This is a genomic window from Deinococcus aquaticus (assembly GCF_028622095.1).
Taxonomy (GTDB): domain Bacteria; phylum Deinococcota; class Deinococci; order Deinococcales; family Deinococcaceae; genus Deinococcus; species Deinococcus aquaticus.
The window spans coordinates 917,357-942,866 of sequence record NZ_CP115165.1 but is presented as its reverse complement, the minus strand read 5'-3'; the positions used below and the strand labels follow the sequence as shown (position 1 = coordinate 942,866).

19 protein-coding genes are annotated in these 25,510 nt (G+C 69.1%); 9 read left to right on the top strand and 10 right to left on the bottom strand.

Annotation, left to right across the window (positions count from 1 at the left end; all coding sequences use genetic code 11):
• Positions 1-29 precede the first annotated feature (29 nt).
• The 5 genes from M8445_RS04545 to M8445_RS04525 all read left to right on the top strand — a co-directional run bounded on the left by M8445_RS04545 (position 30) and on the right by M8445_RS04525 (position 5,107).
• Complete coding sequence (locus tag M8445_RS04545; RefSeq protein ID WP_273990004.1) at positions 30-2,174, top strand: putative bifunctional diguanylate cyclase/phosphodiesterase; 2,145 nt, start codon at positions 30-32, stop codon at positions 2,172-2,174.
• 88 nt (positions 2,175-2,262) lie between these two features.
• Entirely contained in the window at positions 2,263-2,760 is a 498-nt protein-coding gene (locus M8445_RS04540) for a DUF427 domain-containing protein (RefSeq protein WP_273990003.1), read from the top strand.
• A 570-nt stretch (positions 2,761-3,330) separates the two neighbouring features.
• A complete protein-coding gene (locus tag M8445_RS04535; protein ID WP_273990002.1) occupies positions 3,331-3,759 on the top strand; it encodes a hypothetical protein in 429 nt (142 codons plus the stop codon).
• A gap of 111 nt (positions 3,760-3,870) precedes the next feature.
• The gene (gmk, locus tag M8445_RS04530; RefSeq protein WP_273990000.1) at positions 3,871-4,578 is read left to right on the top strand and encodes a guanylate kinase; all 708 of its coding nucleotides are present in this window, start codon (positions 3,871-3,873) and stop codon (positions 4,576-4,578) included.
• Positions 4,579-4,588: 10 nt separating this feature from the next.
• Positions 4,589-5,107, top strand: coding sequence for a macro domain-containing protein (locus M8445_RS04525; protein WP_273989998.1), 519 nt, complete (start codon positions 4,589-4,591; stop codon positions 5,105-5,107).
• Between the two features lie 145 nt (positions 5,108-5,252).
• Here M8445_RS04525 and M8445_RS04520 read toward each other — a convergent pair whose 3' ends face one another.
• Positions 5,253-7,142, bottom strand: coding sequence for an acetate--CoA ligase (locus M8445_RS04520; RefSeq protein ID WP_273989996.1), 1,890 nt, complete (start codon positions 7,140-7,142; stop codon positions 5,253-5,255).
• A gap of 167 nt (positions 7,143-7,309) precedes the next feature.
• On the opposite strand from M8445_RS04520, the gene ddrC reads away from it, so the two are divergent.
• The 4 genes from ddrC (at position 7,310) to M8445_RS04500 (ending at position 11,844) form a co-directional block, all read left to right on the top strand.
• On the top strand, positions 7,310-8,014 hold the full coding sequence (ddrC, locus tag M8445_RS04515) for a DNA damage response protein DdrC (protein WP_273989994.1): 705 nt from the start codon (positions 7,310-7,312) through the stop codon (positions 8,012-8,014).
• A 197-nt stretch (positions 8,015-8,211) separates the two neighbouring features.
• On the top strand, positions 8,212-9,258 hold the full coding sequence (locus M8445_RS04510; protein WP_273989992.1) for an LptF/LptG family permease: 1,047 nt from the start codon (positions 8,212-8,214) through the stop codon (positions 9,256-9,258).
• Between the two features lie 5 nt (positions 9,259-9,263).
• A complete protein-coding gene (locus M8445_RS04505) occupies positions 9,264-10,364 on the top strand; it encodes an LptF/LptG family permease (protein ID WP_273990832.1) in 1,101 nt (366 codons plus the stop codon).
• An 85-nt stretch (positions 10,365-10,449) separates the two neighbouring features.
• The gene (locus M8445_RS04500) at positions 10,450-11,844 is read left to right on the top strand and encodes an SAM-dependent methyltransferase (protein ID WP_273989991.1); all 1,395 of its coding nucleotides are present in this window, start codon (positions 10,450-10,452) and stop codon (positions 11,842-11,844) included.
• A 53-nt stretch (positions 11,845-11,897) separates the two neighbouring features.
• Here the strand turns inward: M8445_RS04500 and pta are convergent, their stop codons facing one another.
• The 9 genes from pta to M8445_RS04455 form a co-directional block, all read right to left on the bottom strand.
• Positions 11,898-14,000: a phosphate acetyltransferase gene (gene pta / locus M8445_RS04495; protein ID WP_273989990.1), complete on the bottom strand. Its 2,103-nt coding sequence runs from the start codon at positions 13,998-14,000 to the stop codon at positions 11,898-11,900.
• A gap of 133 nt (positions 14,001-14,133) precedes the next feature.
• A complete protein-coding gene (locus tag M8445_RS04490) occupies positions 14,134-15,342 on the bottom strand; it encodes an acetate kinase (protein ID WP_273989989.1) in 1,209 nt (402 codons plus the stop codon).
• A gap of 105 nt (positions 15,343-15,447) precedes the next feature.
• Entirely contained in the window at positions 15,448-15,747 is a 300-nt protein-coding gene (locus M8445_RS04485) for a hypothetical protein (protein ID WP_273989988.1), read from the bottom strand.
• Complete coding sequence (locus M8445_RS04480; protein ID WP_273989987.1) at positions 15,744-16,778, bottom strand: hypothetical protein; 1,035 nt, start codon at positions 16,776-16,778, stop codon at positions 15,744-15,746. The genes M8445_RS04485 and M8445_RS04480 overlap by 4 nt, the downstream gene beginning before the upstream one ends.
• Positions 16,775-20,446, bottom strand: coding sequence for an eCIS core domain-containing protein (locus M8445_RS04475; protein ID WP_273989986.1), 3,672 nt, complete (start codon positions 20,444-20,446; stop codon positions 16,775-16,777). Before M8445_RS04475 ends, M8445_RS04480 begins: the two co-directional genes overlap by 4 nt.
• 50 nt (positions 20,447-20,496) lie before the next feature.
• On the bottom strand, positions 20,497-20,946 hold the full coding sequence (gene tsaE / locus M8445_RS04470) for a tRNA (adenosine(37)-N6)-threonylcarbamoyltransferase complex ATPase subunit type 1 TsaE (RefSeq protein WP_273989985.1): 450 nt from the start codon (positions 20,944-20,946) through the stop codon (positions 20,497-20,499).
• A gap of 40 nt (positions 20,947-20,986) precedes the next feature.
• Positions 20,987-23,098 (bottom strand): coiled-coil domain-containing protein, encoded by a 2,112-nt coding sequence (locus M8445_RS04465; protein WP_273989984.1) that lies wholly within the window; start codon positions 23,096-23,098, stop codon positions 20,987-20,989.
• Positions 23,095-24,789, bottom strand: a complete 1,695-nt coding sequence (locus M8445_RS04460; RefSeq protein WP_273989982.1) for a hypothetical protein — start codon at positions 24,787-24,789, stop codon at positions 23,095-23,097. Before M8445_RS04460 ends, M8445_RS04465 begins: the two co-directional genes overlap by 4 nt.
• Positions 24,786-25,508, bottom strand: coding sequence for a roadblock/LC7 domain-containing protein (locus M8445_RS04455; RefSeq protein ID WP_273989981.1), 723 nt, complete (start codon positions 25,506-25,508; stop codon positions 24,786-24,788). Before M8445_RS04455 ends, M8445_RS04460 begins: the two co-directional genes overlap by 4 nt.
• Positions 25,509-25,510 lie beyond the last annotated feature (2 nt).

Genomic DNA, 25,510 nt, shown 5'->3' with positions numbered 1-25,510 from the left:
TGTGAGGGTGCGCCGTTTACGCTGCCGGTATGACTCGCCCGCCCGGTTCCGCTTCCCTGCTGCGCGCGGCCCGCACTCCGGTTCTGCGGGCAGGTGAGGCGGGGCTGGCCGACGCGGTTCTGGACACCACCGACACGCTGGTCGTGGTGCTGGACACGGCGGGGCGTGTGGTGCGGTTTAATCCGGCCTGCGAGCGTCTGAGCGGCCTGAGTTTCGAGCAGGTGCGCGGGCAGGTGCTCTGGCCACTGGTGCTGGACGACGATGAAGCGCCGGGCGTGCAGGAAGTATTCGTGCGCCTGCTGGCCGGTGAGACCTCGGCCCGCCACGAGAACCACTGGCGGGACGTGCACGGGGAGCGGCGCGTGATCCTGTGGTCGAACAAGACCCTGCTGGACTGGCGGGGCCGCCCTTCGCTGGTCGTGGCGACCGGGGTGGACATCACGGCCGAGCGGCGCGCGCAGGCGGCGCAGCATGAGGTCGAAACGCGGTTCCGGGCGCTGTTCGAACGGTCGGCGGACGGACTGGTCCTGATCGACCCGCACGATCCGGACGTGCCGTGGCGGATCGTGGACTGCAACGAGGCGTTCTGCCGCATGAACGGGTACGACGCCGAGGACCTGATCGGGGCGTCCATCGACCTGCTGCACCCGTACCCGATGATGGCGCAGGAGGGCTCCGAACTGCTGGCCTGGATCCGCGAGGAGCAGCCCGTGCACGGCGAGGGCGCGCACCGGCACCGGAACGGGACGATCTTCCCGATCGAGAGTGCCAGCAGTCTCGTGACCGTGGGTGGCCGCGAGATGATCCTGGGGCAGGACCGTGACATCTCGGCCCGGAAACGCGCCGACGAGCAACTGCGGGAACTGGCGGCGCAACTGGCGTTCGACGCGCAGCACGACGCCCTGACCGGCCTGCCGAACCGCACGTTGCTGCTGGACCGCCTGCAACTGGAACTGCGCCGCGCGACCCGCTCGGGGCACGCGGTGGCCGTGATCTTCCTGGACCTGGACGGGTTCAAGCGCGTGAACGACATGCTGGGGCACGCGGTCGGGGATGACCTGCTGCGCGAGGTGGCGGCCCGCCTGCAGGGGTGCCTGCGGCCCGCCGATACGGTCGCCCGGCTGGGCGGTGACGAGTTCGTGGCGGTCATTCCGGACCTGCCGGGCCGGGAGGAAGCGGCGCGGGTCGCCCGCCGCCTTCAGGAGGCGCTGGCCCCGGTCGTGCAGATGAACGGGCAGCAGATCAACGTGCAGAGCAGCGTGGGCGTGGCGATCTACCCGCCGGACAGCAGCCTGCCGGCCAACCTGCTGCGGCAGGCGGACATGGCGATGTACCAGGCGAAACGGGCCGGGAAGAACGGCATCGAGTTCTTCGCGCCGAACATGGACGTCGCGGCGCACAGTCAGATGCACATTGAGGTGCGCCTGCGCCGCGCCTTGCAGGAGAACCTGATGCACCTGCACTACCAGCCGCAGGTGGACGTGCAGACCGGCGAACTGCTGGGTTTCGAGGCGCTGCTGCGCTGGACGGACCCGCACCTGGGGACCGTGCCGCCCAACCGGTTCATTCCGGTGGCCGAGGAGACAGGCCTGATCGTGCCGCTGGGCCGCTGGGTGCTGAACGAGGCGTGCCGTCAGGTGGCCGAGTGGCGGCTGACCGTGCCGGTGGCCGTGAACGTCTCGGCGCTGGAGGTCGCGCGCGAGGACTTCGTGGAGACCGTCGCCGAGACGCTGCGCCGCCACGGCCTGAGCGGCGAGAACCTGAAACTGGAACTGACGGAGCGGCTGGCCGTGCGGGACCTGCACCGCGCCGCGCGGCACCTGTCCGAGCTGCGGGCGCTGGGCATCCGGCTGTCCCTGGATGACTTCGGGACGGGGCAGTCGTCGGTGTCCACGCTGCTGCAACTGCCGATGGATGAACTGAAACTGGACCGTTCCCTGATCATGGGCATCGCCGACTCGCCCGCCGATCAGCGGGTCGTGGGGGCGCTGCTGGGACTGGCGCGCGGCCTGAACCTGAACGTGATCGTGGAGGGCGTGGAAACCGACGCACAGTACCAGGTGCTGCGCGCCATGGAGTGCGGCGCCGTGCAGGGCTACCTGACCGGCCGGCCCGGCCCGCCGGACGTGTGGGCCGGGCGCATCCAGCCGCACCAGAAATCCCGGCTGTCCTGAGCCCGGAGAGGAGCGGCCCCGAGAGGAGAGGCCCGGACGGTACGCGACCTGACGGCGCACTCCCGCGCCCCACCGCACACTGGGCGGCATGCCACCCGTTCAGCCCGTACCCCCCGCACCCGGCCAGGAAAGCGTGTGGGATTACCCGCGCCCGCCGCGACTGGAACGCACGCACCGCCACCTGGAAATCTGGTTAGGCGGCCAGAGGATCGCCGACACGACCGGCGCGTACCGCGTGCTGGAAACCAGTCACCCGCCCACGTACTACCTGCCGCCCTCGGCGTTCGCGCCGGGCGTGCTGGGGCGCGCGCCGGGCAGCAGCACCTGCGAGTGGAAGGGCCCCGCCACCTACTGGACCCTGCGCGGCGGCGAGCAGGTGGCCGCCGCTGCCGCCTGGAGTTACGAGGCTCCCACGCCCGCCTTCCGGGATATGGCGGGCTTCGTGGCCGTGTACGCGGGCCGCGCGGACGAGTGCCGCGTGGACGGCGAGCGGGTCACGCCGCAGCCCGGCGGGTTCTACGGTGGCTGGATCACGCGGGACGTGGTCGGGCCGTTCAAGGGCGGTCCCGGCAGCGTGGGTTGGTAAGCGGGAAATAAACGATTCCGCTGTTGATCCCGTGGCTGCCCGGTTCTGTTGTACGGGGCCGTTCTGGTTGGGGGCACCCTGAAAGTGATACGGACTCCGATGGAATGGTGGGCAAAAACCGTTCCATCCGAGCGGATGCGAGCAGGAGCAGAGAGGATTCCGGGCGTGGAGTTGGCAACCCGGTGCATGGGCGGGTTGTTAACGAAACAGACGGCAGTCCGTATGAGGCATCTACAGGTTTATTTCTGTGAGGGTTCACTGTGGGTGCGCGGCCCGGGGTACGGAAGGGCCCGGTTCTTTACCGGAAGGCCCCGGATCACCTGAGCGAATGCCACTTGCGGGGTCGTGAAGGGCCAAAGAATTGGGCGGTGCCGCTGCCCCTGAAAGTGAGCCGGGGCAATGATCATGGGGGCCTGCACAAGACGACTGGACTCCTTGTTCTTGCGTGCCTGGACGTCAGGAAAACCGCTTTCTCGTTCCTGGTTCGCCCGTATTCGATGATTTGCTGAACATGAGAGAAATACCGGGTGCTTTACTTTCATTCCCTGCGCCCTTCATACTGTGCGCACTATGGCTTACAAGAAACTCAGTGAACAGGTGATGGAACTCAGCAACCCCCAGCGCAGCGACAGCTTTGTGAAGATGTTCCAGGAAGCGGTCCGCCAGGGTCAATTCAACGGCGCGTACCTTCCCGAGCGCTTCACGATGCCCAAGCAGTTCAGCCGCCGCGGCAGCACCGAAACCTACAACCGCGACACCCGCGAGATGCTGTTCGACGAGACCCCGGAATTCACCGAGTGGTTCGAAGGCGTCAACCGTGAACTGGCCGCCGCGCGCAAGGGCGGCACCATCAAGCCCAGCGTGGAAGCCATCGAGTCCGGCCTGATCAGCTTCGACGACATGGTCGCCGAGACGCGCCGCAAGATGCAGGCCAGCTACGAGAAAGGGCAGGCGCTCGGCAAGGGCCGCGCCAAGGCCACCAAGGGCAAGAAGAAGTAAGACCGACTCCGGTTGAAAGGTCTGCAAAAGCTTTCAACCCGGCTTTCAACACAGGCGGCTCCCGGTGGGCCGCCTGTTCTCATTTCTGGGCGGGTCGCGTATCGTGAGCGGATGACGTCGCAGGACACCCCTCTTTCCGTGTCGCCCCGCCGGGGCCTTCTCCTGGTCATGACCGGCGCGTCCGGCGTGGGCAAAGGCACGCTGCGTGAACGCTGGCTGGCCGGGCAGGACGTGTTCTACAGCACCTCCTGGACGACCCGGGAGGCCCGCCCGGGCGAGCAGGACGGCGTGGACTACGTATTCGTCACCCCGGACGCGTTCGAGGCCAAGGCGCAGGCCGACGGGTTCCTGGAGCACGCGGCGTTCGTCGGGAACCGCTACGGCACGCCCATCGAACCCATCGAGGCGGCCCTGAGCCGCGGGCAGGACGTGATCCTGGAAATCGAGGTGGAGGGAGCCATGCAGGTCAAGGCCCGCATGGGCGAGGAAGCCATCCTGATCTTCATCATGCCGCCCAGCCTCAGCGAGTTGCGCCGCCGCCTGGAGGGCCGCGCGACCGAAACGCCGGACCGCATCGAGAAACGGCTGGCCCGCGCCCGCGAGGAGATCCGCGAGGCGCACGAGTTCCGTTACGTGGTCGTGAACGACGACCTGGACCGCGCGCTGGGCGAACTGCACGCCATTCAGACGGCCGAACGCGCCCGGCACCTGCCGGAAATGGACTGGGTCGAGGCGGACCGCGAGGCGCGCGTGCAGGCCGACGCGCTGCGCAGTTACACCCTGACCGACACGGACCTGCGCCGCATCGGGAACGAGTAAGGGAACGGGCATGCCGCTGGAACTGATTCAGGGAGATATCGCCGCGCAGGACACCGACGCCATCGTGACTGCCGCGAACAGGGAACTGGCGGGTGGCGGCGGTGTGGACGGCGTGATTCACCGAGCCGCCGGGCCGGAGCTGCTGCGCGCCATCCGCGCTATTGGCGGCACACCCACCGGCACGGCCGTCATTACCTCCGCGTTCGGGCTGTCCGCGCGGGGCGTGCAGTACGTGATTCACGCGGTCGGTCCGATCTGGCGCGGCGGGGGTCAGGGCGAGGCCGAGGCGCTGGCCGGTGCATACCGCTCCAGCCTGGAACTGGCCGCCGCGCACGGGTGCCGCAGCGTGGCGTTCCCGGGCATCAGTACCGGCGTGTACGGCTACCCCCTGGACCGCGCCGCCGAGGTAGCCCTGGCGACCGCGCAGGCGTTCCTGACCGACCACCCGGACATGCTGGTGCGCTTCGTGCTGTTCGACGGGGGCAGCCTGAACGTATTCCGCCGCGCCCTGGCACGCCCCCGCGACTGAGCAGGCCGGGCAGGCTGGATGTCTGGCCTGCCCCGGACCGGCCGCATACCCTTGGCCGTCCCTGCATACCGCGCTATAGTTGTTGACATCACCGCCTGCTGAGGCGGATTTTTTATTGTCTCTCTCTGCCGTCTGTGGCCCCCGCCTAGCCTTCCAGGGTGGTGAGGTCGCCGGGGTCCTCGCCAAGTGCCTGGGCACGCAGGAGGCGGCGCAGGATCTTGCCGCTGCGGGTTTTGGGGAGCGCCTCGACCACGCGGATCTCGGCGGGCGTGGCGATGGGGCCCAGTTCCCGGCGGACGTGTTCGGTGATGCTGGCGCGCAGGCCCTGGCCCACCTGATCCTCGAAGCCGCGCCGGAGGATGACGTGCGCGATGATGCTCTGGCCTTTCAGTTCGTCGGGAATGCCGATCACGGCGGCCTCAGCCACGGCGGGGTGGGAAACAAGCGCGTCTTCCACGTCGGCGCTGCCGATGCGGTGCCCGGCGACGGACAGGACGTCGTCGCTGCGGCCCAGGATGCTGATGTACCCGTGTTCGTCGCGGGTGGCGAGGTCGCCGGACAGGTACCCGGCGGGGTTCTCGTTCCAGATCTGCGCGTACTTGTCGGGGTTGCCGTGAATGCCGCGCATCATGCTGGGAAAGGGGCGGCGGATGACGAGGTGCCCCTGCTGTCCGTCCGGGACGCTCTGGCCATTCTCGTCGACGATGTCGGCGTCCACGCCAGCCAGGGGGCGTCCGGCGTAGCCGGGGCGGACGGGCCAGCGGGGGTGGGTGCCGAGAGTGGGGGCGCCCAGTTCGGTCTGCCACCAGTGGTCGATGACGGCGGCGTGCGCGCCCTCGCCCAGCCCTCCGCCGATGTGTTCCTGCGCCCAGCGCCACGCTTCGGGGTTCAGGGCTTCCCCGGCGCAGGCGACGACGCGCAGGCGGGTCAGGTCGTGGGGTTTCAGGGTGTCTGCGCCGAGTTTCATGAACAGGCGCAGGGTGGTGGGCGCGGTGAACAGTATGTCCACGCCGTACTCCTGCACGGCGCGCCACAGGACGCCCGTGTCGGGGAAGTCGGGGGCGCCCTCGCGGAACAGGACGGTGGCCCCGGCGACCAGCGGGCCGTACACGATGTAACTGTGCCCGACGATCCAGCCGATGTCGCTGGTGCAGAAGAACACGTCGCCGCCGCGCACGTCGAACAGCTGGCGCAGGTGGTAGGCGGTGCCGACCATGTACCCGCCGTGCGTGTGGATCACGCCCTTGGGTTTGCCGGTGCTGCCGGACGTGTACAGGATGAACAGGGGGTCCTCGGCGTTCACGGTGACGGCGGGTGCGTGTCCGTGCGTGAACAGCGTCTCCCAGGGGACGGTGCGGGCGTCGTGTTCGCGCTGGTACGTCTTGATGCGTTCCCACAGGATCAGGTGTTCCACGCCGCCCAGTTCGGCGATGGCCTCGGCGGCAATGCCGTACAGGTCCACCAGTTTTCCGCGCCGGTACCCCACGTCGGCGGTGATGACCACGCGCGCCCCGGCGTCCGTGATGCGGTCCCGTAGGGCGCCCACGCCCAGTCCGGCGTACACGACCGAGTGCACGGCTCCCAGGCGGGCGCAGGCGAGCATGGCGATCACGCCTTCCGGGGTCAGGGGCATGTAGATCACGACGCGGTCGCCGGGCTGCACGCCCAGGTGCCGCAGTCCGGCGGCGGCGCGTTCCACCTGTTCAAGCAGCAGGCCGTAGGTGTAGATCTGCCGCTCGCCGGTTTCCGACAGCCAGATCAGGGCGGCGCGGGTGCGGTTCTCGCCCCGGGCGTGGCGGTCCAGGGCATTGAGGGTGATGTTCGTCTGCCCGTCTGCGAACCACTGCATGTCCGGGCGGTTCCAGGTGAGCGCCGTGGTGGGTTCTCTCGTCCATTCGTACTGCCGGGCCTGTTCCAGCCAGAAGCCGTCCGGGTCCTGCGCGGCGCGGGTGATGTCATCCTCCGGGTCGCTGCGCAGGCGGCGCAGCACGCTGTCAGGAACGGGCCAGCGGTCGGGGCGGTGTGGGTCGGTCATGAGCAGTCCTCCAGAGGGGAAGGGGCGTGTCCGGGATTGGGTTGTGGGGTTGGGTTGTGGTGTGCCCCGTCAGTGTACGGCGGGCAGGGTGGGGGAGAGGTTGCTTGCGGGGCGCCGTTACCTGTCCGTGATTATGCTAGATACATAATATATGCTATGATATACGTATGAAAAACGCCCCGCTGACCCTGGAATTCGGCACCGTTCGTCTGCCCATCAGCGCGGACGGCCTGCTGCACGCCCCCAGTGCACTGACCCAGCTCGGCCTGAACGCCGCCGAGCAGACCGCCGCGCTGGACAGCGTGGACGCCCCGGAACGCGACTTCGGGGCCGGGCCGGAAGCGACCCTGACCGTGGCCGACTTCACGCGGCTGGCCTTCACGCTGGACACCCCCCAGGCCCGCCGCTGGCGCAGGCGCGCGCAGGATCTCCTGACCCACGCCATGCAGGGCGACGTGCGCCTCGCGGCCCAGATCGCCGAGCGCAACCCGGACCCCGAAGCGCGCCGCTGGCTGGCCGCCCGCCTGGACAGCACCCACGCCCGCCGCGACCTCATGAGCACCGTCGCCCGGCACGGCGGGGCCGGGAACGTGTACGGACAGCTGGGCAGCATCAGCAACCGCAGCGTGCTGGGCACCGACAGCGCCACCATCCGCCGCGAACGCGGCGTGAAACAGACCCGCGACGGCCTGAACGCCACCGAACTGCTGCGCCTCGCGTACCTGGACACCGCCAGCGCCCGCGCCATCCAGGAACGCGGCGCGCAGGGCAACGCCGCTATCCTGCGCCTGCACGAGTTCGTCGCGCGCCGCGAACGCCTCGGCTGGGAACTCCCGCTGCCCGGCGCGGCCGCCCCCTCACAGGCCGGATAATACGGACTCCGATGGAATGGTTTGCAAAAACCGTTCAATCCGAGCGGAGCGAGTGGGAGCAAAACGGATTTCGGGCGTGGAGTTGGCAACCCGGTGCCGTTCCGGGCTGTTAACGGAACAGACGGAATCCGTATGAGTGTCCGGCGCGCGCGGCTCCTGCGCGCCCATCCTCATCCGCGCCCGCTAGAATCCTGCTCGTGCCGCCCCTTCTCATCCGCCTCGTCCTTGCCGAGGTCACACGCTGGTACGCGGCGGGCGTGGCGCTGTTCCTGACCCTCCAGATGGTTGACGTGCTGAGCAGCACCGTCAGTAAACTCCTGACCTACCACCCGCCGCTCCTGAAGGGCGCCGCCGCGTTCCTGGCGATCCTGCCGACCATCCTGAACCGCGCGCTGGTGCTGGCCGTGCCCTTTGCGATCCTGCTGGCCTTCTCGCGCATGCAGCGCGACAGTGAACTCAAGGCCATCAGCGCGGGCGGCGTGCCCCCGCTGCGGCTGGTGTGGCCGCTGGCCCTGCCGTTCCTGGCGGTGGCGGCCGTGGCGTTCGTGAATGCCGACCGGCTGGTGCCCGCCGGACTGTCCGCCTGGGACCGCGCGTGGTTCAGCATCTACGACATTCCGCCGCCCCCGCCCCGGCAGGAACGCTACACGTACGCCCCGCCCGGCGCGCTGTACTACGCCGGACGGATCGTCAGCGAACCGGGCGGCAGCACCGCGCAGCTTCAGGGCGTGATGGTGCAGCGCGGCCAGGAAACCCTGACCGCCTCGCTGGGCAGCTGGGACGCGCAGAAACGCACCTGGACGCTGATCACCCCCTGGATCACCCGCCCCGGCCAGCCACCCCGGCAGAGCACGCAGTCCGTGACTGTCCCGCAGAACGACACCTTGCGTCCCCCGCCCGGCAACGCCGAGCAGGCCACCACGCCCGAACTGCGCGCGCGCGCCGCCGATCCCGCCCTGCTGCCCGCCGACCGCCGCGCCGCCACGTTCCAGCTGGCCCGCCGCGTGGCCGACCCGCTGACCGCCGTGGTGTTCGCCCTGGCGGCCGGGGCGCTGGGCCTGCTGCTGCGCAACCGCGCCGCCGCGTTCGCCGCCGTGCTGCTGTTCATCGTGACCTTCTATGTCCTGTGGAGCACCGTGCCGGGCCTCGCCACGGCCGGGGCACTGAACCCCGCGCTGGCCGCGTGGCTGCCGAACCTCGCGTTCGCGCTGCTGGCCGCCGCGCTCGCCTGGAGGCTCCGGTGAGAGGCCTGAAAACCTTTGAGCGGTACGTCCTGAACGAGATCCTGCCGTTCCTGTTCGGCGCGCTGGCCGCCGTGATCACCCTGCTGGTCGTCGGCAGCCTGGAAAAAGTCATCGCGCCGCTGCTCGCCAAGGGAGCCAACCCCGCCCTGGTGGCCCGCGTGCTGGCCCTGAACGTGCCCGAGGCCGCCGCGCAGGCCCTGCCCATCGCGCTGATGTTCGCCACGCTGCTGGGCCTCTCCCGGCTGGCAGCCGACAGTGAACTGAAAAGCGCGCTGGCGGCCGGGATTCCCGCCACGCGCCTGTTCCGCCCCGTCCTGGCGCTGGGACTGGCCGTGACCGTCCTGGCCTTCGCGCTGGGCGAGGGCCTCGTGCCGCGCGCCAAGACCGAGGCCCGCCGCGTGCAGCAGCAGATCGTGCTGGACAACCCCCGCGTGCTGGGCCTGAACGCCGCCGGGCAGAACGCCGTGCTGCGCGACTCGCTGGGCCGCGCCATCAGCATCGGGCAGATCCTTCCGGGCGGCGAACTGCGCGACCTGCGCGTCGTGACCATGCAGGCCGGCCTGCCCCCCCGCGAGGTCATCACCGCCGCCAGCGGCCGCCTGCGCCCGGGCAGCACTGTCCTCGAACTGCGCGACGGACAGCGCGTCACGTACCAGGACGCCCGGCCCGTCACGGTCCTGACCTTCCAGAGCGGCACCCTGCCCCTCCAGGACACCGGCACGGAACTCGGCGCAGAGGGAGGCGGCGACCTGAACCCCATCTACGAACCGCTGCCCGCCCTGATCGCCCGCACGAACACCTACCGCGCCCAGGACATCAGCGCCCCGGCGGACTTCACGGCCCTGCACCGCAAGTTCGCTGGCCCGCTGGCCGCGCTGGCCCTGGCGTTCTTCGCGGCGGCGCTGGCCGTGTTCAGCTTCCGAAGCGGCCGCGACCTCGGCATGGTCTGGGCGCTTCTGCTGACGTTCGCGTACTACGCCACCTTCAGCGTGTTCCGCATCATGGGCGAGAACGGCGCGCTGCCCGGCGCGCTCGCCGCCTACGCCCCGGACCTGATCGCCGTCGCGGCCGGCGGGGCGCTGCTGTGGCTCACCGCGCGGCGGTAAGGGGGAGACGGGCAGGGGCCGCGTGCATGAAGCCTGCCACCGGTCCTCCCCACTTCCGGGCGCGCGCAATCCGGTAGCGTGCAGCATGTCCCCCACCAGACCCACGGCCAGCCGTTCGGCCCTGACCTGGGCGGCCCTGGCCACCGCCGGCGCGGCCCTGATCGCCCGGCAGGCCACCCGCCCCGCCCCGACCGACACCGAAACGCTGGACGCCACGCGCACCCTGCTGCGCGCCGCGCTGCCCAGCGTGCGCCCCTTCGACGTGCAACTCTGGAACGGCGAGGTCATCGGGGCCACGCAGCCCAGCCGCGCCCGCCTGATCCTGAACAGCCCGGAAACGCTGGGCCGCCTGCTGAAACTCCCGCTGGACGTGGCGCTCGGCGAGGCGTACCTGCGCGGCGACTTCGAGATCGAGGGGAACATCGGGGATATCGCCGCCATCGCCGAGACCTTCGACGCGACCCTGAAACCCGCCGACGCGCCCGCCCTGCTGCGCGCCGCCGCCACCCTGCGCCGCCGCGCCGGGGCCACCCCGCCCATTGCTGTGACCGCCAGCCTGGAAGGCCCGCAGCACTCCCGCGAGCGTGACCAGCAGGCCATCTCGTACCATTACGACGTCAGCAACGACTTCTACAAACTGTGGCTGGACCGGCGCATGGTGTACTCCTGCGCCTATTTCCCGACCGGCACCGAGACGCTGGACGAGGCGCAGGAAGCGAAACTGGACCTCATCTGCCGCAAACTGCGCCTGCAACACGGCGAGCACCTGCTGGACATCGGCAGCGGCTGGGGCGGCCTCGCCATTCACGCCGCGCAGCGTTACGGAGCGCGCGTGCTGGGCGTCACGCTCAGCGAGGCGCAACTGCACGAAGCCCGCGCCCGCGCCGAGGCCGCCGGGGTCGCCGACCGCGTCACCTTCGAACTGCGCGACTACCGTGACGTGCTGGCCCACACGCCCGAAAGCAGCTTCGACAAGATCGCCTCGATCGGCATGGCCGAACACGTGGGCCGCAAGAACATGCCCACCTACTTCCGCGCCGCGTACGCCGCCCTGAAACCCGGCGGCCTGATGATGAACCACGCCATCAGCGACGGCATCCCCCAGGCCCGCGTGCCCCTGTGGCTCCAGAGCGGCAACTTCGCCCGGAAATACGTGTTCCCCGACGGCGAACTGCTGCCCATCTGGGAAACCGTGAAACACGCCACCGAAGCGCAGTTCGAGGTCCGCGACATCGAGAACCTCCGCGAACACTACGCCCGCACCCTCACCCACTGGGCCGCGAACCTCGAAACGCACCACGCAGAAGCCCTCGCCGCGCTCGGCGAGCAACGCCACCGCCTGTGGCGAATCTACCTGGGCGCCACCTCCCACTACTTCGAGAAAGGCCACCTGGGCCTCTACCAGACCCTGCTGGCGAAACCCGACGAGCAGCGCAGAGCCCACGTGCCCCTCAGCCGCGCGGACCTGTACGAGGGGTGAACAGTTGAAGGTTGATGGACAGGGTTCCTCCATCAACCATCAACCTCGACCTATCAACCCTGCGGTCCCTGCGTGGCCTGAATGGCGGTCAGGGCGATGGTGTACACGATGTCGTCCACGAGCGCGCCGCGTGACAGGTCGTTCACGGGTTTGCGCAGGCCCTGAAGCATGGGGCCGACCGCGATGACTCCGGCGGCGCGCTGCACGGCCTTGTAGGTGGTGTTGCCGGTGTTCAGGTCCGGGAAGATGAACACGGTGGCGCGGCCCGCGACGGGACTGCCGGGCGCCTTGGCCTGCCCGACGGACAGGACGCTGGCGGCGTCGTACTGCATGGGGCCGTCGACCAGCAGGTCCGGGCGGCGTTCGCGGACGAGGGCGGTGGCGGCCTTGACCTTCTCGACGTCCTGGCCGCTGCCGGACTCGCCGGTCGAGTAGGACAGCATGGCGATCCTGGGTGTGATGCCGAAGGCGTGGGCGCTGTCGGCGCTCTGGATGGCGATGTCCGCGAGTTCCTCGGCGTTCGGGTTGGGGTTGATGGCTGCGTCGCCGTACACGAGGACCTGTTCGGGCATCAGCATGAAGAACACCGAGCTGACTAGCCGTGAGCCGGGCGCGGTCTTGATGAGTTGCAGGGCGGGACGCACGGTGTTCGCGGTCGTGTGGATCGCGCCGGATACCAGTCCGTCCACCTCGCCCAGCGCGAGCATCATGGTGCCCAGCACCACCGTGTCCTCCAGTTGCGCTTCGGCCTGCGGGGCGGTCAGGCCCTTGCTGCGGCGCAGTTCGACCATGGGCTCGACGTACCGCGCGCGGATGGAATCCGGGTGCAGGATCTCCAGACCGTCGGGCAGCGTCAGGCCCTGCCCCTCGGCCACCTGCCGCACGCGTTCCGGGTCGGCCAGCAGCACGCAACGCGCGATGCCTTTCTCCGTGCAGCGGATGGCGGCCTTCACGGTGCGCGGCTCGTCCCCCTCGGGCAGCACGATGCGCCGGGCGGCCGCGCGGGCCTTCTGGATCAGTTCGTACCGGAAGGCGCTGGGCGGCAGGCGGCGGTCCCCGGCGACCTCCGGAACACGCAGCCGCGCACCCAGCGGCCCGGTGTCCAGCCGGTCGGCAATGAAGTCCAGCATGCGCTCCATGCGTTGCGTGTCGTCGTGCGGGACGCGTGAATCCAGCCTGGAGAGGCGCGAGGCCGTCTCGAACGAGTTGGTGTTCACGCGCAGCACGGGCAGGGTGCTGCCCAGCGCCGCCCGGCACAGCCGGTCAATGCTGTCCTCGGGGGCGCTGCCGGACGTGAACATCAGCCCCGCCAGCGGCACGCCGCTCAGGTGCGACAGGGCCGCCGCCATGATCACGTCCTCCCGGTCGCCGGGCGTGACGACCAGCGCGCCCGGCACGAACAGGTGCGCCATTTTCGGCACGGTGCGCGCCGTGACAACCGTGCTCGTCACGCGGCGCAGGCCTGCCTCGCCCTCGTTCACGATCTCGGCGCCCAGGTGGCGGGCCACGTCCAGCGTGCGCGGCGCGTTCAGGCCGCCCGACTGCGACACCACGCCCAGCAGCGGCAGCGTGCCCCCGTTCAGGACGCGGCTGCGGGCGCGCAGTTCCGCCATCAGCGTCCCGAAATCCAGACCCGGCGGCGCGAAGTTCAGCACGTACCCGCTGAGGCCCGAGCCGTCGCTGCGGCGGTACGCCTGCGCCGAGATTTCCAGCTCGTCCGCCAGTTCCGCCGCGCCCACCCCCGCCAGACTGGACACCAGGACCGTGTCCGCCTCCAGGTTCCGCGCGAGGCTGGCGTTCAGCGCCCCGGCGTACACGTTCCGTTCGTTCAGGGCGAGGCCCTCCACGATCAGTACGTCCGCGCCGCCCCCCGTGACCTGCCGGGCCAGGGTGACGACCTCCTCCATCAGGTCCTCCTCGGCCCCCAGACTCAGTTGCTCCTCGGCGCGCGTCAGGGTGATCGGGTCGGGCGTGGGCAGGTGCGCCAGCGTCCGCGCGAAATGCACGCTGTCGTCCGTGCGGGCCTCGTGCGTCTGCGCGATGGGTTTCAGGAACGCCACCTTCAATCCCTGGCGTTCCAGCGCGCGGGTCAGACCCAGCGCCGTGCTGCTCAGGCCCACGCCGTTCCGGGTCGGTGCGACGAACAGTGTTTTCATAAAACCTCCGGTTGAAGGGTGCCGGTCCACCCTTCAACCCGAGCGGACGCAAGAAGGAGCCGGGCGGGTGCCGGGCGTGGAGTCAATGCCCCGGTGACCTGCCGGGGGATTGACGGAACAGACGGCACCCGCCTCATGCCGTCCCCCCCTGACCCTGCGCCTGACCGGCCAGGACGTCCTGCGTCTGCCGGGCGATCATCAGTTCCTCGTTCGTGTTGACCACCAGCGCCGGCAGCGACCCCTCCGGACTGATTAACCCCGACTCGCCCCGCACGGCCCGCGCGTTCAGGGCCGGGTCCACCGCCGCGCCCAGCACGCCCAGCCGCGCCAGGACCGCGCCGCGCACCGCCGCGCTGTTCTCCCCGATGCCGCCCGTGAACACCAGCGCGTCCACGCGGCCCAGCGCGACCGCCATGCCCGCCATCTGCTTCGCGAGGCGGTACACGAACGCCTCGACCGCCAGCCGCGCACCCGCATGCCCTCGCGCCGCCGCTTCCTCCAGTTCTCGCATGTCGTTACTGAGGGACGAGAGGCCCAGCAGTCCGCTCTCACGGTTCAGGGCGGCCGTCACCTCCGACAGGCTCAGGCCCGCCTGCCGCGCAATGAAATCATGCAGGCCCGGGTCCACGTCCCCGCTGCGCGTTCCCATGACCAGTCCCTCCAGCGGCGTCAGGCCCATGCTGGTATCCACGCTGCGCCCACCGGCCACCGCGCACACGCTGCACCCGTTGCCCAGGTGCGCCGTGACCAGATTCAACTCTGCGAGCGGGCGGCCCAGCACCTGCGCGGCCTCCGCCGCCACGAACGCATGGCTCGTGCCGTGAAACCCGTATCGCCGCACCCCATGCTGCCGGTACCACGCCTCCGGCACCGCGTACCGGAACGCCACCTCCGGCATGCTCTGATGAAACGCCGTGTCGAACACCGCCACCTGCGGCAGGTGCGGGAACGCCGCGCGCGCCGCCTCGATCCCCGCGATGTTCGCCGGGTTGTGCAGCGGCGCCAGCGGCACACACGCCCGCACGGCGTCCAGCACCTCCGGCGTGATCAGCGCCGGTTCACTGAAGCGCTCGCCACCATGCACCACCCGGTGACCCACCGCGCCCACCTCGCCGCGCACGCCCAGCTCATCCAGCGCGCCCGCGATCACCGCGAACGCCTCCGCGTACGTCCCGCCCGGCAGCGCCACCGACCGCCGCCCCCCCGGCAGGTCCAGCCGCGCCGACGCGTCCCCCGACCCCAGCCGCTCGGCCAGACCCGACAGGCCCACCGCCCCGCTCCGAACGTCCAGCAGCGCAAACTTCACGCTGCTCGACCCGCAATTCAGCACCAGAGTCCACATGCACCCATTCTGACAGCGGCCACCGGGGCAGGCGGCCCTGTCACAACGAACGGTGCAGACCCTGTCTGGGAGGTGTCACTCTCGATAGGCTGCCGGCAGTCGCGTTCAGTCCGCTGCGGCCTCGCCACGCAGGTACGACACGATCCCCTCCAGGTCGCCTGCCGTCAGGTTCTCCATCAGCCAGTCAGCACCGACCGACTCGCCCTGCGTCCGTGCATTCAGCAGTTCCGCCAGGATGCCCAGCAGGGCGTCCATGGCTGCGTCGTCAGTGGTCGCGTCGGCCCCGGCTCCGGCCAGACGTTTCTCTTCTGCCAGCGAGAGAGGCAGGGAAGAGAAACTGATTCCGCTGATCTCGAACGGAGGTCGCTTGACGGCCTGACGGCCAAACTGCATGGGTTCTGTCATCTGTTCTCCTTCGCGTCGGGAATACCCCTCACCGGGGACTGACGCTGATCACGCCGCTGCGGTTTCTTGATCGAATGATCGAACCACGGCGCGGTCTTCGGGTTGAAATCGAAATTGAACCACTCCGTGATCTCGATCACCTGTCCGTAGAACTCCCGGAACACCCGGTCAAAGATAGGCCCGGCGTCCGTCCCGCTGGACACCAGAATCGCCACGCTGGTCTCGTTCGCCCCGGAGTTCTCCGGATTGTCGGTCTGAATGACAAAGTTGCGGAGTCTGGGAAACCAGCGCTGCAAGCCCAGATGCAGGCGGTACAGCTGGAGCCGCTGCTCCTCGCCCCCCGACATGTAAGGCTGAAAATCACCGTTGGTATAAGCGACGCGGGCGTAGTAAGCCCACTGTTCCTGCATGACAGAACACACGGCTGAACCCGTTTCAAACCAGTGTTCGTTATACGTGCTTCTCAGACGGTGTGTTCCTGCTGGTGCCCCACTATCAAGCCAGTGCCACAGCGCTATTGCAGTGGTAGGAGCTCTATAGACAGTGACAAAGACGTCATTGTTTCTCCCCATAGCAATTCGGTTACTGCCCTCTCTGAGCAGTTTTGCGCTGTTGAACGCTCCCCAGATGCACTCCAGCTGGTTGTACTGTTCGTGGAACAGCGCGAACGCGTCTCCGTAGTACTCCTGCGCCTGCTCATCGATATCCCAGCGGAACAAGGTGTGCTGTGCGCAGTGGGCTGACCAGCCCTCGTACATGGCCAGTTCGCTGGCCCGCTGCGCTTCGGTGAAGGGGTCACGGAACCGCAGGTGCAGCCAGTCGCCGGTCGGGTCGTCCAGCCATTCTCCGATCACACCGTCGTACTCGAACACGATGCGTTCCTCGCCCTGCTCAACCACCCGCGCTCCCCACTGCGGGTCGTGGAGAAAGGCCAGCACCGCTGCCCTGGGCGACGGGTACGCGACGCGCGGCCTGTCACGTGCCCGCTCCGGTCTGGTGAGCAGGAGTTTCAGGGTGCTCAGCAGACTCACGGGATCGCCCTTTCTTCCGGCGTCTGGGTGTCCTGATCGGGAGGTTCGTATGTCAGTTCCTTGGTATCTGTAATGGAGGTGTAGCCGCCAAGCGCGGCGGCTGTCTTCACGGTCTTGTCGAACGGTGTCAGCATCATCAGGGAACCGCCCTGCGCCTCTGAAGTCAGCCCAGTTCCGGCAGAGACGGCGTTCTTCAGCAGGTTGTTGCTGACTTCCTGTGAACCCTCCCGCAGGTGCTGGGCATTCGGGTAGGTTGCCTGTTCGTCCTTCTTGTAGGCTTTGGCTGCACCTGTCAGGTACGTTTTGAAGACTTCCTCACTCATCCAGCCTCCAGCGACCGCCCCGGCACCAGCCACGCCCCCCGCATTCCCCAGCGTGCTCAGGCGCCCCCAGGCGTCACCGACCATCTGCTGCGCGCCGGTCCAGTAGGCGCGTGGAAGCTGCGCCAGAATGCCCCGGCTGGGGTCCATGCCTGTCCGCGCCGCTTGGTTTTCTGCTGCGTACGCGTCGCTGGCCCGCTTGAGAAAGTCGGGCCGGACCGTTCGCGCGGCGCGGTCGCGGACCATATCCTGTGTCACCTGCGTTCGGGCCTGACGTCGTGCCGCCCTTCTGGACAGCGTGGAACCTGCCGCCCGGGCCTCCAGCCGCAGCATCCGGATGCGTTCCCTGACCAGCCCCGAACGGGCCACCGCCAGTTCCTGCTTCCAGCCGGCCGCCAGCGAAGGCGTACGGGCGACCAGACCTTCCATCTTCCCGGCCGTGCGCAACACGCCACCATGGCCGGCCGTGCCCAGCCACGTATCCCGCACCTCTCCACCAATGACCCTGGCCTCGCTGGAAACGTAATTGCGCATAGCAGACAGATTGCGCTCTGCAGCGCTGAACAGATGGGCCGAGACTGAACGAGTCGGATCGATAGCCAGACCGCGACCGTGCAGCTCAAAGCGTGCATCTTGCTCAAGAACACCGATTCTTGTCTTCGCATTCGTCCATCCACGCCCGGCTGCATTGCGGGCCTGCATCCCCGCGACAGCCACGCGGTCCCTGGCGTTACCCGTGACCTGCCGGGCAGCGCGGATCGCGTTGTTGATGCCCGGCCTGCCCGTCACGCTTGCCACGCGGGTGCGGACGGCGTCCGATACTCCTTTGACGACGACTCCACCCTGCCGGGCGCCACTTGCCGCCAGCCCTGCCAGCCCACGAATGCCCGTGCTGAAAGTGGAGTCAACCGCTCTGAATGCCTGCCCCGGCAGACTGCTGCCGACGTGCGTTCCCACTGCGCTCAGAACGGGCTGCGCGCCCGACTTGAGGGTGTTCCAGCGCGTGGTGGCTGCTGTGCGGACGTTGCGTGCCAGGATCCCCGTGGAGGTGCGAGCCGCCGTTGCAAGTCCCTGCACATACGTGCTGCCGGGAAGCCGGGCCGCCGCTTTGCCCAGTCCAGCCAGCACCGGGCGGCCCGCCGCGCGTGCCACGCCGCCCACCAGTTTGGCGGCGGGACCCACCGCCACGCCCAGTACGCCGTCCGTGATCAGGCTCTTGGCATTGATGTCATGACCCCACTGTTTTCCTGTCAGCAGGTTTTCGACCACGGTGCCGGCGGCGCCGCCCAGTGCGCCGGAGGCGAACAGTGCTCCTACCAGCACGGGACCCGCCAGCCCGCCGGTCGCTGCTGTGAGTGCGGCGGCACCGGCGATGACGGCGCCCCCGACGACGATGGCCGCGCCGACCTTGGCAATCTGCACGCCGGACGTTTTCAGGAAATGAACGGCTTTCTTGAACTTGGGACTGTTCCTGACTGCATTGACTTTCTCGGTGGCCCAGGCCGAGACGTTCTTCACCCCTTTGACGGTGGTGTTCCAGCCCTGGACCGCGAGGGCCGCGGCCTTTTTTCTGCCTTCGTCGAGCTGACGTGAGGCTCTGGCGACGCTGGCTCTGGCGGCCTTCTCTGCTTTCTGGCCCGCTTCCTTGGCTTGCTGGATGAGCTGCTGCTGTCTGGCTTTGGCCTTCGTAAGAGCGGCGGCCGCTTTGGCCTTGTATTCATCCCTGGCAGCTCTGGCCCTGGCGGGTAACTCCTTGACGGTTGCCTGAACACGCTGCCCGAGCTGTTTCACGCCCGCTGCTGTCTTCTGGAGAGAACTGCTGGCCAGCTTCGTAACTTTCTGAACGGCTTTCGCGGCGTTGTGCCGAAGCTGGTTGGCTTTCGCGGCGAGGTGCGTTCCTATGGCTTTTCTCTGCTGGTTCGCTTTCTGAGCGACGTGAGTGACCCTGGTGAGTGTCTTGCTGGCATACTGCCTGACCGTCTGTCCCGCTTTCTTCACTTTCCCGCGAAGAGTCGAGGTCAAGGTGCCGATCCGGGCGCCGGTCTTGCTGATGGTGGCATGGACCTTCTTGGTCGCGGCTGCTGCCGCTTTCTTGACGTTGTTTGCGGCCCGCTGCACACTCTGCTGGGCCTGTTTCTTGACGCTCTTGATGACTCCGGTGACCCTGTTGCCTGCACTGCCCGCCAGCTTTTTGAGGTCGCCAAGTCTCCAGCGTTGCACAGCCTTGCCCGAAGATCCGACCTTCCGGACTGGCACGGCATTCACTTCACGAACGTTCGCGCTTCTTGTGATGGGCTGGCTTGCGAGCCTCGCGCCCATCGCCCGCGCTTCCTGCTCCAGTCCGGCGTCCGGGTCAATGCCCGTCCCCACGCGGCCCTGGCTCTGCTGCACCGTGTGCGTCACCTCGTGCGCCAGCAGTTCCAGCCCGCTCTGCGTATTCGGGTTGAACCGCCCCGCCTGGAAGAAGATGTCGGTGCCAGTGGTGAATGCGGTAGCGTTCACGCCCTTGGCCAGCGTGTCCGCTTCCGCGTCGTCGTGAATCCGCACCCGGCTCAGGTCGTGGTTCAGGCCCTGTTCTAGGTGCCGCTGAATGGCCTCCGGCAGTGGGTTCCCCGCCCCGCGTCGCGCCTGAATGCGTTGCAGGACAGGCTGGGTCGCCTCGGCGTCCAACTCGGCCAGTTGCCGTTGCAGGGAACTCAGGGTGCCGAAGTTCAGCGCCGCCTGTTCTTGCGCCAGTTGTCGTTGCAGGGCTTCATCGGCGGCGCGTTGCAGCGGTAGGCGTTCGGATGGGGACACCATGCCCAGCACCACGCGGGATACCGGGGCGCTCAGCGCGTGGCGTTGCAGCGTGGCGAGGTGCTCGCCGTAGGTGGCATACCGGGCGGACGCCTCGCCCCGGTCATGGCGGAAGCTGTGGGCGAGGGTCTGCGCCACCTGTCGTTGCAGGGTCTGGAATTCCCCGAAGGCGCGGGTGTCCAGACGCTGCCCCTCGACGCCCTCGGCGCGGTGGCGCATGACCGTGACCCAGTCGGTGGGCGTGGTGGGTTTCACCGGGACTGGCGGCTGCGCTGGTTGCTGTGAGGGCGCGGGCTGGCCGAGCGTGGAGATCTGGCGTTGCAAGGTGGCGCGTTCGCCGGTCAGGCGGTCCTGTTCCTGACGGTCGAGGCTGGCTGCCCGTAGCACGGGCGCGGCGGCCTGTCGCTGGGCGGTCTGCGAGCGGGCCGTGAAGCGTTGCAGCATATGCCGCTGCGCTTCCAGATGTGCCGGGGCTGGCGGGTCCGGTAATTGAAGCACCGGTTGAACGGGCAGGGGGACTTTGTGTCTGCTCTGCTGAAACCGTTCCGTCATGACCGCCAGTGTACTGTGCGTCTGACCTGCCGTTCAGAAGATTTGCGTCTTCAGCGCCTGCGGGTCAGGCGCCGCACGTCGGGCGTGCCGTCCAGGTGTTCGAGCAGCAGGATGGGTGCGGCGGGGTAGTCGGCGTACAGGCCCTCACCCCATTCGATGATGCTCAGGCGGCTGCTCTCGATCAGGTCCTCAAGGTCCATCTCGTACAGTTCGTTCATGTCGCGTACGCGGTACGCGTCGACGTGCAGGACCTGTCCGGCCGGGGTGGGGTAGGCGTTCATGAGGGCGTAGGTGGGGCTGGTGACGGTGTCGGTGAAGCCCAGCGCGGCGACCAGTCCCTGCGTGAGGCTGGTCTTCCCGGCGCCCAGTTCGCCTTCCAGGAACAGGACGCTGCCGGGCGGCAGGGCGGCTGCCAGCCGGGCTCCGAACTGCTGCTGTTCGCTCAGGCCGCGCAGCAGCAGTTCGGAGCCCGGTTCCGGAAGGGGAGAGTCGGCGGTCATGCCGCCCAGTATGCCGGGCGGCGGGGTGGCGGGGGAGCAGTCAGCTCTCGCCGGTGTCGAGCCACGGGCCGACCCGTTCGTCCAGGGCAGTCCAGGTGACCGCGCGGCCCAGGCGCCACTCGCCGGGGGCGCTGCTGCGGGCGGACCAGACGTGCGCGGCGTCGTTCATGTCCAGGCGTTGCAGGCCCAGCGCGCTGGCCTGCGCCAGGAGCGCCGCCATGCCCTGTGCGGCGGTGTCCTGCGGGCCGTGCTGAATCTGCCCGCCCTGGAACAGCCACGTTTCCACGGCTTCCTGCGCGGGCGCGGTGGTGTCCGGCAGTGAGAAGGACGTGGGGAATCCAGTCGGGGCCGGCGTGGAGGTACTGGCCCCGGCAACCGGGGCGCTGGCGGGCGGGGCCCCGCCGGGCGTGATGGACGACAGCAGCGTGTCGAACAGCGAGGACGCGCTGGGCGCCACCTGACCGGTGTTCGACGGAGTGATGTTCACGGGCGGCAGCGGGGCGGCGGACGGGTCTGGGGCGGCAGCAAACAGGTTGGTGTCGGTCGCTTCCTCGAAATCGAACACGTCCAGCAGGCCGCTCAGGGCGTCCTGGCCGAAGGTGGCGGTGACTTCCTGCGCGGCGCGGTACTCGGCGTGCGCTTCGGCCAGCAGGGCCTCGGCGTCGTGCAGCGTCTGCTCGTAGCGTTCGCGGGCCTGCGCGCTCATGCGGCCCAGGCGGCGCTGGGCGCGCAGCGTGTCGGCCAGCCGGCCGAGTTTCTGCGTGGTCTCGCCGGCCAGACTGCGGACCGTGTCGTACTCCTGCACCACGCGGTCGGCGCGGGCGTCGAAGTCCTCGCGTTCCTGCGCGGCGGCCCCCATGCGGCGCTCCAGCAGGCTCCACAGCGTGGCGATATCCGGCTCCTGCCCCTGCGCCAGGGCCGCGCGGGCCTGCGCCAGCAGCGGCGCGAGTTCCGCGCTGGCACCGGCCACGTTGCGCCCCGAGCGTTCGATGTCCAGCAGTTCGCGTTGCGTGGCCAGTTGCGCCTGCGCGTTCACGCCGGCCCGCAACGATTCCTGCATGGTCCGCAGTTCCTGCAACTCGTCCGTGGCGAGGCTGCCGATGTCCAGCAGGTGCCGCGCGGAATCCAGGGCGATGCGCATGTCCGCGCCGGTCGCCACGCCCGACAGCGCGGATTCCAGGCGCATCAGTTGCGTCTGCTGTTCGGCCAGCAGGGTCGTCCGTTCGAACTTCAGCTGCTCGCGCCAGTTCTCGACCGTGTCGGCCGTCAACTGGTTGCCGTGCTGGAGGCTGCGCAGCGCGTCGTGCTGGGCGCGCAGGTCCGGGCGGGCGTCCATCAGGGCCGTGAACTCGCGGTCCAGCGTGCCGAGCTGCTGGGCGGCGTGCTCCTGTTCCAGCGCCAGCACGCGCGCCTGCGCGTCCGGGTCGAGGATCGTGGCGGACGTGGGAATCTCGGCGGTGTCCACGTTCTCGACGGTCTGCACCACCGACGATTCCAGCAGTTTGCGCAGGTTGAAGGTGATGTTCCGCGCCCGCTCGACCTCGCCGGGCAGCAGCGTGCCCTGCTGCTGCGCCTCGTCGATCTGCCCGATCAGGGTGTCCAGGCGGCGGACCTCGCGGCCCCCCATGCCCTGCACGCGCGCGAACGTCGCCTTCAGTTCCGCGAGGTCCTGCGCCTGCTCGACCAGCCCCTCGCGCAGGCGGCGGTCCATGACCTCGATCAGGTTCTGCCCTTCCAGGACCAGGGCGGCAATGTCACGCCCTTCCTTTTCCTCCTGCTTGGCGACGCTCAGCACGCCACGCAGACGCTGCGTTTCCGGCCAGTCGAAGTACAGCGTGAAGCGCCGCGCGCCGTCTTCCAGTCCGAGCAGCGAACTGATGGTCGGCGTGGGCAACTGGCGTTCCTGCGTGGTCTTCATCAGTTCGTTCAGAACTTCCGACACGCGTTTCTTGGCCAGTGGCGCGGGCACGCTCAGTTGCAGGCGCTTGAAGACCTCCCGCTTGAGGATGTCCTCGAGTACCTGCACTTCCAGCTGCTCGATGCTGGTGCCCCGTGCCTGCGCGGCGTCCTGAAGGATGCGTTCCAGCGCGCGGGGCGACACCAGATCGCCCAGCATCTGGACCGGCAGGCGGTGCAGTGATCCGCCGGTCATGAGACCTCCTCATCCCAGTCGATGCTGGTGTGCTGCGTGGTGTTCTGCACGCTGGGCTTGGCGGTGCCCAGCAGCCCGAACTGCTCGCACAGACCACGGAACCCGAAGGCCATCAGGCCCAGCGCGGCGGCGCTCAGGACGGCCCAGACGGGCAGTGCGTACGCGCCCTGCGTGAGCGTCAGGTTCAGCAGGTTCCGCAGCGGCGCGGCCCCGAACAGGTCACCGAACGCGCCCAGCAGCCCGAACAGGCCCTCCAGGAACAGCGGCAGCATCAGCAGGCCCAGACCCACCATGATGGCCCGCCAGTAGGTGTTCCGCCCGCCGAACGCCAGGTTCAGCAGGTACAGCGGCAGGACCGTCAGGCCCGCCAGCAGCGCGAAAATCAGCACGCGCAGCCACCCGCTGAACCAGCGGGACACGCCGGTACTCGCGCCGTCCAGCCGGCTGACGGGCTGGCCCGCCGCGGCGTTCTCCACGTTCGCCAGCGAGGCGATCAGGGCCTGCACGTCCGTGGGACGCAGGGCGCTGCGACCCGCCGCGCCCGCCACTGCCCCCTGCAGGCGGTCGAAGCCCGCCGCGTTCCGCAGCGCCGCCGGAGCGCCCGCCAGGGCCGTGCCCGCCTCGGCCAGGGCTGCGCGCGCCGCAGCGTTATCCGCGTGCCCGGACGCCGCCAGGGCGCGGCCCAGCGCCACGTACGCCGCACCAGCACCCGCCGTGGCCTGCGCCTGCGCTCCCGGGGTCTGGGTCGCTGGCGTCTGAGTGGCCGGTGTCTGTGTGGCCGGGGTCTGGGCATCTGGGGTCTGTGTGGCCGGCGTGACCGGAACGGGCGTCACCGTGGGGGCCGTGCCCCCGGCCGCCGGTTTCGTCCCGGTCGGGGTCGCCGCTGGCGGGGTGGCCAGGGTCGCCGCGAAGGTCGCCGTGCCCGAACGCAGCGCCGCCAGTGAGGTCTCCAGCGCCGCCGTGTCACCCGAGGTCAGTTGCCGCAGCGCGTCCCCGAACTGCGAGACCTTCAGGCCGCCCGCGCCCGCCGAATCCTGCACCACCGTGAACCACCCGGTCGCGCGCGCCAGGTTCACGTACGACGCCGTGCTCTGCGTGGCCCGCGCCGCCGTCAGACTGGCGCTGACCTTCTGCACCGCCGCCCGCTGAAGCCGCCACGCCGTGCGCTCCAGCCGCCCGGCCTTCGCGTCACTGGACAGTGCCTGGAGCGCCTCGGCACCCAGGCCGAACTCGCGGCCCAGCAGCTGAAGTTGCGCCGCGCCGTTCGCCGGAGCGCCCGACAGCAGCGCCAGCGTCTGGTCGTACAGCGCCTTGCGCATCAGCCCGCGCGACAGCAGCACCTGCGCTTCCAGTTCGGCCGGCGTGCGCCCCAGCGCGGCCCGCGCGCCGCCCATGGCGTCTTTCAGGCCCGACACGATCTGCCGGTTGCGAATGGTGGGGGCCAGGGCGTCCAGCGCCGACTGCGCCGCGTCCAGGCGCGTCAGGGCCGCCTGGGCCGAGGAGGCCCGCGCCGTCACCGCGCCGTCCAGGTTCTGCGCCAGCCTGGTGTACGCCGCCAGGTCCTGCGCGCCCGCGCCGCCCAGCCCGGTCAGGCCCGTTCCGCCCAGGCCCAGCGCACCCAGCGCCAGCGTCGCCCGCCACGCGCCGCCCTTCGGTTGCCCGTTGCCTTCACCCTGCACAGCCGAATTCACGCCGCTACCCGCAACTGCTGAAGTTCCACAAGAAGTCTCCCCACGTTCGCTTGAGAATTGGCCACCACGGCCACGCAGTACGCGCCCAGCGGGCACATGCACACCGTCTGACCACCCAGATCCGCCGACATCAGCCGCAGCGCCCGCTTCTGGAACAGCATGGCGCTCGCCGCGACCACGCTGCCCAGACCCGCCGGGTCCTTCACGGACCGGGACCGCAGCACCTCACCACTGGAACGGCACACCATCACGCCCTGCACGCCCGACAGTTTCCCCAGCAGTTGAATCAGGGCGTCCTGATCCAGCGTGGTCGACAGGTCGTACGCGCGGCCTTCCAGCATGCCCCCGTACTCGGGGTCCTCGAATTCAAAATCATCCGCGCTGAGCATCAGGTCATTCCAGACGGTCGTGCCCCCCTCGGCGTCATCCCAGGTGGCCAGCGGCACGTTCTGCGTGAACAGCGTCGGCGCTTTCGGGTACTTCGATTCCAGTTGCCCCGACAGGCTCTGCAGTTCCCGCCGCGCCTGCGCCGACGGCATCACGGACGACAGCCGGTCCAGCAGCGAACCGGAAATCAGTTGCTGCATCTCCTGCGCCGACACCGTATCGGGCGCAATGTTCTGCTCGCGCAGCACCGCGCGCAGCATGGTCTCGGCAGCCCGTTCAGAAACAACGCCCGACAGGGCGCGGACGGTCATGGTGTACACAGCGTTCGTCATGA

Bases quoted from the DNA above. Each gene is read 5' to 3' on its own strand.
- M8445_RS04490 (WP_273989989.1), bottom strand. From the start codon at position 15,342: ATGTGGACTCTGGTGCTGAATTGCGGGTCGAGCAGCGTGAAGTTTGCG.
- M8445_RS04525 (WP_273989998.1), top strand. From the start codon at position 4,589: ATGCCGCTGGAACTGATTCAGGGAGATATCGCCGCGCAGGACACCGAC.
- tsaE (WP_273989985.1), bottom strand. From the start codon at position 20,946: ATGACCGCCGACTCTCCCCTTCCGGAACCGGGCTCCGAACTGCTGCTG.
- M8445_RS04455 (WP_273989981.1), bottom strand. From the start codon at position 25,508: ATGACGAACGCTGTGTACACCATGACCGTCCGCGCCCTGTCGGGCGTT.
- M8445_RS04535 (WP_273990002.1), top strand. From the start codon at position 3,331: ATGGCTTACAAGAAACTCAGTGAACAGGTGATGGAACTCAGCAACCCC.
- M8445_RS04475 (WP_273989986.1), bottom strand. From the start codon at position 20,446: ATGACGGAACGGTTTCAGCAGAGCAGACACAAAGTCCCCCTGCCCGTT.
- ddrC (WP_273989994.1), top strand. From the start codon at position 7,310: ATGAAAAACGCCCCGCTGACCCTGGAATTCGGCACCGTTCGTCTGCCC.
- M8445_RS04485 (WP_273989988.1), bottom strand. From the start codon at position 15,747: ATGACAGAACCCATGCAGTTTGGCCGTCAGGCCGTCAAGCGACCTCCG.
- pta (WP_273989990.1), bottom strand. From the start codon at position 14,000: ATGAAAACACTGTTCGTCGCACCGACCCGGAACGGCGTGGGCCTGAGC.
- M8445_RS04545 (WP_273990004.1), top strand. From the start codon at position 30: ATGACTCGCCCGCCCGGTTCCGCTTCCCTGCTGCGCGCGGCCCGCACT.
- M8445_RS04520 (WP_273989996.1), bottom strand. From the start codon at position 7,142: ATGACCGACCCACACCGCCCCGACCGCTGGCCCGTTCCTGACAGCGTG.
- M8445_RS04465 (WP_273989984.1), bottom strand. From the start codon at position 23,098: ATGACCGGCGGATCACTGCACCGCCTGCCGGTCCAGATGCTGGGCGAT.
- M8445_RS04540 (WP_273990003.1), top strand. From the start codon at position 2,263: ATGCCACCCGTTCAGCCCGTACCCCCCGCACCCGGCCAGGAAAGCGTG.
- M8445_RS04500 (WP_273989991.1), top strand. From the start codon at position 10,450: ATGTCCCCCACCAGACCCACGGCCAGCCGTTCGGCCCTGACCTGGGCG.
- gmk (WP_273990000.1), top strand. From the start codon at position 3,871: ATGACGTCGCAGGACACCCCTCTTTCCGTGTCGCCCCGCCGGGGCCTT.